5 protein-coding genes and 3 pseudogenes are annotated in these 6989 nt (G+C 67.0%); 6 read left to right on the top strand and 2 right to left on the bottom strand.

Annotated features, from left to right (window positions below; translation table 11 throughout):
• The 6 genes and pseudogenes from FVW27_RS04140 to rpsT all read left to right on the top strand — a co-directional run.
• On the top strand, nt 1–367 hold a 367-nt coding region (locus tag FVW27_RS04140; protein ID WP_167122990.1), incomplete at its 5' end, for a DUF4115 domain-containing protein.
• A 73-nt stretch (nt 368–440) separates the two neighbouring features.
• Nucleotides 441–1073 (top strand): annotated as a pseudogene (gene recO, locus FVW27_RS20805) (DNA repair protein RecO); the annotation flags it as partial.
• Between the two features lie 759 nt (nt 1074–1832).
• Nucleotides 1833–1919: pseudogene (locus FVW27_RS20800) on the top strand (DNA repair protein RecO); the annotation flags it as partial.
• A 159-nt stretch (nt 1920–2078) separates the two neighbouring features.
• The gene (gene glyQ, locus FVW27_RS04130; RefSeq protein WP_167122986.1) at nt 2079–2951 is read left to right on the top strand and encodes a glycine--tRNA ligase subunit alpha; all 873 of its coding nucleotides are present in this window, start codon (nt 2079–2081) and stop codon (nt 2949–2951) included.
• A gap of 27 nt (nt 2952–2978) precedes the next feature.
• A complete protein-coding gene (gene glyS / locus FVW27_RS04125) occupies nt 2979–5084 on the top strand; it encodes a glycine--tRNA ligase subunit beta (protein ID WP_167122984.1) in 2106 nt (701 codons plus the stop codon).
• A 226-nt stretch (nt 5085–5310) separates the two neighbouring features.
• The gene (gene rpsT / locus FVW27_RS04120; RefSeq protein WP_035064368.1) at nt 5311–5574 is read left to right on the top strand and encodes a 30S ribosomal protein S20; all 264 of its coding nucleotides are present in this window, start codon (nt 5311–5313) and stop codon (nt 5572–5574) included.
• A gap of 206 nt (nt 5575–5780) precedes the next feature.
• On the opposite strand, the gene FVW27_RS04115 is transcribed toward rpsT, so the two are convergent.
• Complete coding sequence (locus FVW27_RS04115; RefSeq protein WP_167122982.1) at nt 5781–6452, bottom strand: adenylate kinase; 672 nt, start codon at nt 6450–6452, stop codon at nt 5781–5783.
• 279 nt (nt 6453–6731) lie between these two features.
• Nucleotides 6732–6989, bottom strand: a pseudogene (locus FVW27_RS04110) (tRNA lysidine(34) synthetase TilS); the annotation flags it as partial.

The raw sequence follows: 6989 nt of genomic DNA, 5'->3' as shown, positions 1-6989 counted from the left end.
GTCTGCCCCGGCCACGCCCGCTGCGCCCGCCGCTGTCGCGGGCGGTCCGCAGGGCGGCGTGTTCGACAGCGAGGCAGCCGCCACGGGCGGCGCCGACACCGACGGCTCCATGCTGGCGGGCGGCACGCACCGTATCGTGGTCATCGCCCTGGCCGACTGCTGGGTGCATTCCAGCGCGGATGATTCCGACGTGCGCCAGTTCTCGCTGCACAAGGGCCAGACCTTTGCGCTGACCTTTTCCAAGCGCCTCACGCTCAAGCTCGGCAACGCGGGCGGGGTGCGCATTCGCTACAACGGGCAGGAACAGCCCGCGCCCGGCGATATGGGCCAGGTGCGGACCCTGGTGTTTCCGCCGCAGGCGCAGTAGCGGGCAGTGGGTCTGGTCGGCTGCCCGGTGCCGACCGCGCCGACGCAACAACGCCCGCAAGGGCAGGGCTGCCATGGAGTTTTCGGAACAGGTGCTGATCGTCCGCACCGGACGATTCAGGGAAGCGGACCTTTGGGTCCGCTTCCTGTCTCCGACACGCGGTCTGCTCACCGCCTTCGCCTTCGGCGGCTGCCGCAGCCGCAAGCGATTCTGTGGCTGTCTTGACCTGTTCAATCGCTCGCTCCTGCGGGTAAAGTCCACGCGCGGCGGGCAGTACCTGTCCATTCAGGAAGGCACCCTGCTGCGCGGACCTGATCGTCTGCGCCGCGACTGGCCGCGATTTGGCGCGGCGGTGAACTGTCTGAAATTTCTCGAAGCCCTGGGCTGCGGCCCGGAAGGGGCTGCGGCCACCCATCAGCTGGTCGAGGGCGTGCTGGAACTGCTGGAGGGCGGCGGCCCCGTGCCCGACATGCTGCCGGTGCTGTTCCGGCTGCGCCTGGCGGCGGAGCAGGGCTATGCGCCCCGTCTGGACAGTTGCGCCACCTGCGGCGCGGACTTGACCCATGTTGCCGGTGCGGCCTTTCTGGTGCAGGAGGGTGCGGCCCAGTGCGATGCCTGCCTGCCGTTGCCGGGGCCGCGTGTGCGGGTGGAGCGTGAAGCGCTTGACGTGTTGCGCTTTGTGCAGGACAATTCACCGCTTCTGTGGCCGGGCGTGCTGCCCCCGGCACCGGGGATGGGCGGCGTGATGCCGGAGCAGGGGGATGCTCCCCCAATGTCTCCCCCGCCGCCGGGTGGAAATGTGCCGGACGGCAATGCACCCTTGACTGCTGCCTCCGGCGTGTACGGGGCGGAGTACGATCTGCCCCCGCCGGACATGACCCCCCGTGCCGATTCCGCCCGCAACGGCTTTGCTGGCGGGGCGTCGCCCCGGTTCATGGACGGGCGTTTTCTGGGTAGCCTGTCGGGCCTCGCCTTTGGCGACGGCGGGCACGGTTCGCTGGACGACTGTCTGTGCCGTTTGCCGGACAGCGCCCTGCCGGACAGCGTTCTGCCGGGCAGTGTCCGGGCAGTCGGAGCCGTACCCGCAGCCGGAGAGGGGCGGGATGACTCCGCACCCGCACAGCCGACGCCCAAGGATGCTCCACGCCCCCTGTGGAACGGCAGTGCGGTGTTCGAGAGCGATCCGTTCGGGCCGGTGCTCGGCAGCGAGGACATGAACGGCACGGACATGGCTAGCGACGGTCGGGCCGGTGGACCCGCGGCACGGCAACAGGAAATTTCGAGGGCGGGGCGCGACGCCGATGCGTCGGTGCCGCTGCGGCCTGTTGCGTCGGCAGCGTTGGTGGCTGGCCCGTCAGCCGGTCAGTCAGGTCAATCCGGCCAGTCCAGCCAACCCAATCTGGCGGACAGGCCTGATGCGGGTGGCATGCCGAACCCCGCCGACGCCAGGAACAGGGCCGCCGTGCGGCGGCAGTGCACCCGGGCGGTGGAAGGCTTCATACAGTTTCACATCGGCCTTGCGTGGGACAACGGGCGGTTCCGCCGCCTGTAGCGCGGGGCCGCATGCCGGGCCAACCGGACGAGGCGGACCATCAGATGAGGTGGATCAGCCAGACAAGGCGGAGCAGCCGAACCCGCCGAGTCAGCCAGTCCTGTTGGTCCGCCACCAGCGTCAACAGTCAGGTCAAGTCAGGATAATCAGGGGTACAGCATGCTTTTTCAGGACGTCATCCTCACCTTGCAGAATTTCTGGGCCAAGCGGGGCTGCGTGATCATGCAGCCCATCGACGTGGAATGCGGGGCCGGTACCTTCAACCCCTCGACCTTCCTGCGCGTCATCGGGCCGGAGCCGTGGAACGTGGCCTACGTGGAGCCTTCGCGCCGTCCCACCGATGGCCGCTACGGCGAAAACCCCAACCGGCTCCAGCACTACTTCCAGTTTCAGGTCATCCTGAAGCCTTCGCCCGACAACGTGCAGGACATCTATCTGGACAGCCTGCGCGCCCTCGGCATCGACCCGGCCGCCCACGACATCCGTTTTGTGGAGGACGACTGGGAATCGCCCACCCTGGGCGCCTGGGGGCTTGGCTGGGAGGTGTGGCTGAACGGCATGGAAGTGACCCAGTTCACCTACTTCCAGCAGGTGGGCGGCATAGACCTTGCCCCCACCAGCGTGGAAATCACCTACGGGCTTGAACGGCTGTGCATGTACCTGCAGGGCAAGGAGTCGGTCTACGACCTTTCGTGGAACGACCGGGTAACCTACGGGAACATCTACCACCAGAACGAGGTGGAGCAGTCGAAGTACAACTTCGAGGCCAGCAACCCGAAGATGCTGCTGGACCAGTTCAATGCCTGCGAGGCCGAGTGCAAGCGGCTGTGCGACGAAGGGTTGTTGTGGCCTGCCTACGATTACTGCCTGAAGTGCTCGCACACCTTCAACCTGCTTGACGCGCGCGGGGCCATCTCCATCACCGAACGCACCGGCTACATTGGCCGCGTGCGTGCCCTGGCTTCTGCCGTGGCGCGGCTGTATGCCGCCCAGCGCGAGGAGCTTGGCTATCCCATGCTGGCCGCCCGCTAGCCCGGAACAAGAAGGAAGGACGTGAGCATGTCGCAATTCGTGCTTGAAATAGGTTTCGAGGAACTGCCCTCCCGTTTCCTGCCCGGCCTGGAGCGGGAACTGGCGGAACGCTTTGCCCGCGCGTTGGACGACGACGGCGTGGAGCATGAATCCATCCGGGTGCTGACCACCCCCCGCCGCGCCGCCGTGCTCATCGAGGGTATCAACCCCGTGCAGCGCGAGGCGGAAGAAGTGGTGCCCGGCCCGCCGGTGCGCGTGGCCTTCGACGCCGAAGGCAAGCCCACCAAGGCTGCGGAAGGCTTTGCCCGCACCCAGGGCGTGGAAATGGCCGACATTTTCACCCTGTCCACGGACAAGGGCGAATACATCGCCGTGCGCAAGCGCACCGGCGGGGCCATGTCGGCGGATCTCATCGCCGCCGCCTGCCCGGCCATCGTGGCCGCGCTGCCGTTCCCCAAGCGCATGCGCTGGGGCAGCGGCGATTTCACCTTCGGTCGTCCGCTGCGCTGGCTGCTGGCCCTGTTCGACGACGCGGTGGTGCCCTTCGAGGTGGGCGGCGTGGTTTCCGGCGGGGTCACCTGGGGCCATCGCATCCACGGGGCCGGTCCGCTGGTGGTGAAATCGGCCGACGACTACCTGAACGTGGTCACCGAAAAGGGCGGCGTCACGCCCGACCCGGCGGAGCGCCGCGCCATGATCCTTGCGGGCGGCAACGCCGCCGCAGAGGCTGCGGGCGGGCGCATCCTGTGGAAGGAAAGCCTGCTGGACGAAGTGCAGGGCCTTGCCGAGCATCCGGTGCCGCTGCTGGGCGACATCGACCCTTCGTTCCTGGAATTGCCGCGCGAAGTGCTGCTGACCAGCATGGAAAGCCACCAGAAGAGCTTTGGCGTGGAAGGGCCGGACGGTGCGCTGCTGCCGCACTTTCTCACCGTGCTGAACCTCACTCCGCTGGATGTGGCGCTGGTCAAGAAGGGCTGGGAACGCGTGCTGCGCGCCCGGCTGGAGGACGGCCGCTTCTTCTGGAAGACCGACCTTGCCGCCAGCTTCGACGCCTGGCTGGCCGAACTGGACAACGTGATCTTCCTCGGGCCGTTGGGCTCCATGGGTGACAAGACGCGCCGCCTCGAAAAGCTGTGCGCCTGGCTGGCCAAGGCCGCAGGCGTTGCCGACGAGTCGGCCTGCGCCCGCGCCGGTCGCCTGTCCAAGGCCGACCTGGTGTCCGAGATGGTGGGTGAATTCGACACCCTGCAAGGCATCATGGGCGGCATCTACGCCCGCCGCATGGGCGAGCCGGAAACCGTGGCCGCCGCCCTGGCCGAACAGTACCTGCCCGCCGGTCCGGACAGCCCGGTGCCCGCCACCCTGGCGGGTGCGCTGCTGTCCATCGCCGACAAGGCGGATACCATGGCCGGGTGCTTCGGCCTGGGCATGATTCCCACCGGCGCGGCGGACCCGTATGCCCTGCGCCGCTGCGCCCTGGGCATAGCCCGCATCGTGCTGGAGCACGGGCTGCGCATCGATGTGCGCGAACTGTTCCGCACGGCGCTGGCCCTGTATGGCGAGCGCGCGTGGAAGCTGGCCCCGGCGGAAGCGCTGGTGAAGCTGGAAGAGTTCTTCATGGCCCGGCTCAAGAACCACTTCATGGCCGCCGGGCATGAAACCCTGCTGGTGGAGGCGGCTCTGGCCGCCGATACGCCGGGGGGCGCGGGAATCGACGTGCGCGCCGCCGGGGCGCGTCTGGCCGCGCTGGCCGACTTCAGCCGACGCGACGACTTCGGTAGCGCGGTGCTGACCTTCAAGCGCGCGGCCAACATCATCCGCAAGCAGGGGCAGGAGGGCGGCGCCGTGCTCGACGGCGCGTACAACCACGCCCTGCTGGCCGAGGATGCGGAAAAGGCCCTGGCCGCGCGGCTGGAAGACGTGGCCCCGCGTTTCGAAGTCCTGTGGGCGGCGGACGACTTTGCCAGCCTGTTCGGCCTCCTGGGTGAGCTGCGCCCGGCGGTGGACGCCTTCTTCGACGGCGTGATGGTCATGTGCGACGATGCAGCGGTGCGCACCAACCGCCTGAACCTGCTGAAGGCGTTGACGCTGCGGCTGGGGCGCCTGGCCGACTTTGGCGCGTTGCAGATGTAGTTTGTCCCCGGTGACTGTAAGCGCAGGGGAAGTTGGGGGCCGGGCGGATGTTCCGGCTTTCTAGCTCGCGCCTTGGCACACGAAATTCACCGAAATTCGGCCAATGGCGCGGAATGCGGAGGCGCGGGCTTGACAAGCCCCTGCCATGCGGGTATTGACTGGTTCCCCGTGTTCCAGCCCAGAAATTAACTGAACATATATTGCGAAGCCATTCGGAGGAGTTACCTTGGCTAACCACAAGTCTGCCATCAAGCGGCACAAGCAGAGCCTGAAGCGCGCCGCGCGTAACCGCGCCGCCAAGACCAGAATCAAGAACGTGGTGAAGGCCGTGCGTGCCGCCGTCCTGCAGAAGGACAAGGACACCGCTGCCCAGGCCCTGACCGCTGCCATGTCGGTGCTCGACAAGGCCGCCGGCAAGGGCGTCATTCACTGGAAAAAGGCGGCCCGCAAGATTTCTCGCCTGACCAAGGCCGTGGGCTCCGTCGAGTAGTCCCGCCTTTCCTTTCGCGCGTCAGCCCGCCGGATTCGTCCGGCGGGCTTTTCGCGTTTGGTCCTCCACGGTGCATGGCCGCGTGCGGCACGCATAGTGGGGCCTGGATGGCGTTGGGGGCACGCACACTCAGCGACGCCAACAACAGAAAAGCGCCCCGGTCTTGCGACCGGGGCGCCGTGCATTCTGGCTTGGAGGAAACCGGCCTAGACCAGCTGCTTCAGCAGGGTTTCCTTGATGGAGTCGATGGAGCCTTCCCCGTCGAGCTCGATGAACTTGGTCACGCCCTTGGCGGCGAGATCCTTGTAGAAGTAGGCGGCGGCCAGGGTGCCGTCCACGGTGTTATAGTAGATGTCGTGGCGCTTGCCGATGGCGCCTTCATCCTGGTCGTCGGCACGGGCGGACAGGCTGCCGCCACACACCCGGCACACGTCGCCGTTGGGCTTGATGGCGTCGATGAAGATGTTGTTCGGGTGGTTGTTGTCGTTCTTGCAGAGGCGGCGGCCCATGATGCGGTTCTTGGCCACTTCGCGGGGCAGCAGGATTTCGATGACGTAATCCAGCTTCAGACCCTCGGCCTGAAGGGCGTCCCACAGCTTCTGGGCCTGCACCATGTTGCGGGGAAAGCCGTCGAGCAGCCAGCCGTTGGGACCGGCGCCCTTCAGGGTTTCCAGCACCATGGGAATGGTGATGTCGTCGGGCACGAGGTCGCCACGGTCGATGTATTCCTTGGCCTTCTTGCCAAGTTCGGTGCCGCCGCCGATGTGCTGGCGGAAGATGGCGCCCGATTCGATGTGGGCAAGATCGTACTTCTTCTTGACGAGCGCCCCCTGGGTGCCCTTGCCGCTACCATTGGGACCGAAGATGAGGATATTCACCCCGAACCTCCTTGTAATAATTTTCACGAGTGATTACCGCGAAGGCCGCCCCCTGTCAATCCATGCCCCTGCAAGCTCGTGAGAAATGCGCGAAATGCGGAAGGATTGCCGAGGGCAATTGGCGGAACAGGCGCGGAAGCACGGCGAGTCAGGGCAGGTGGCGGTGCGGGCGGAGAAGCACGCGCGAGAGCAGGAACGGGGAAGGCCTGCCGTTGCTGCGACAAACCGGCGGGAGGCCTTGTGAAAAGGCGCGGCAACGGACTGGGTGCGAGAGAGGAACTAGGCCTTGTTCGGCAGGGAGGGCTGGCAGGTGGGCGCCTGAAACTCGATGCCTCCCCCGCCGTTTTCGCACTTGCCGCCGCCGGACAGGGGCACCACCCGCGCCGTCTTGCCGCCGGGAAACTGCACGCAGGCCCCGCCATGCCCGGCGTGCCATGCGGCATCCAGGTCCATCAGGCTGACGGCCAGCGGCTGGCCGGGGCCAAGCCTGTCCAGCATGCGCTTGTACAGGCGCAGGCGCGCCGCGCGGTGCAGGCC

It is taken from the genome of Nitratidesulfovibrio liaohensis, assembly GCF_011682075.1.
In the GTDB taxonomy this organism is placed as follows: Bacteria; Desulfobacterota; Desulfovibrionia; order Desulfovibrionales; family Desulfovibrionaceae; genus Cupidesulfovibrio; species Cupidesulfovibrio liaohensis.
This window is presented reverse-complemented; position numbering and strand designations above follow the sequence as displayed.

What these genes read in the sequence shown, in the direction of transcription:
- glyQ (WP_167122986.1), top strand. Translation starts at nt 2,079, where the DNA reads ATGCTTTTTCAGGACGTCATCCTCACCTTGCAGAATTTCTGGGCCAAG.
- glyS (WP_167122984.1), top strand. Translation starts at nt 2,979, where the DNA reads ATGTCGCAATTCGTGCTTGAAATAGGTTTCGAGGAACTGCCCTCCCGT.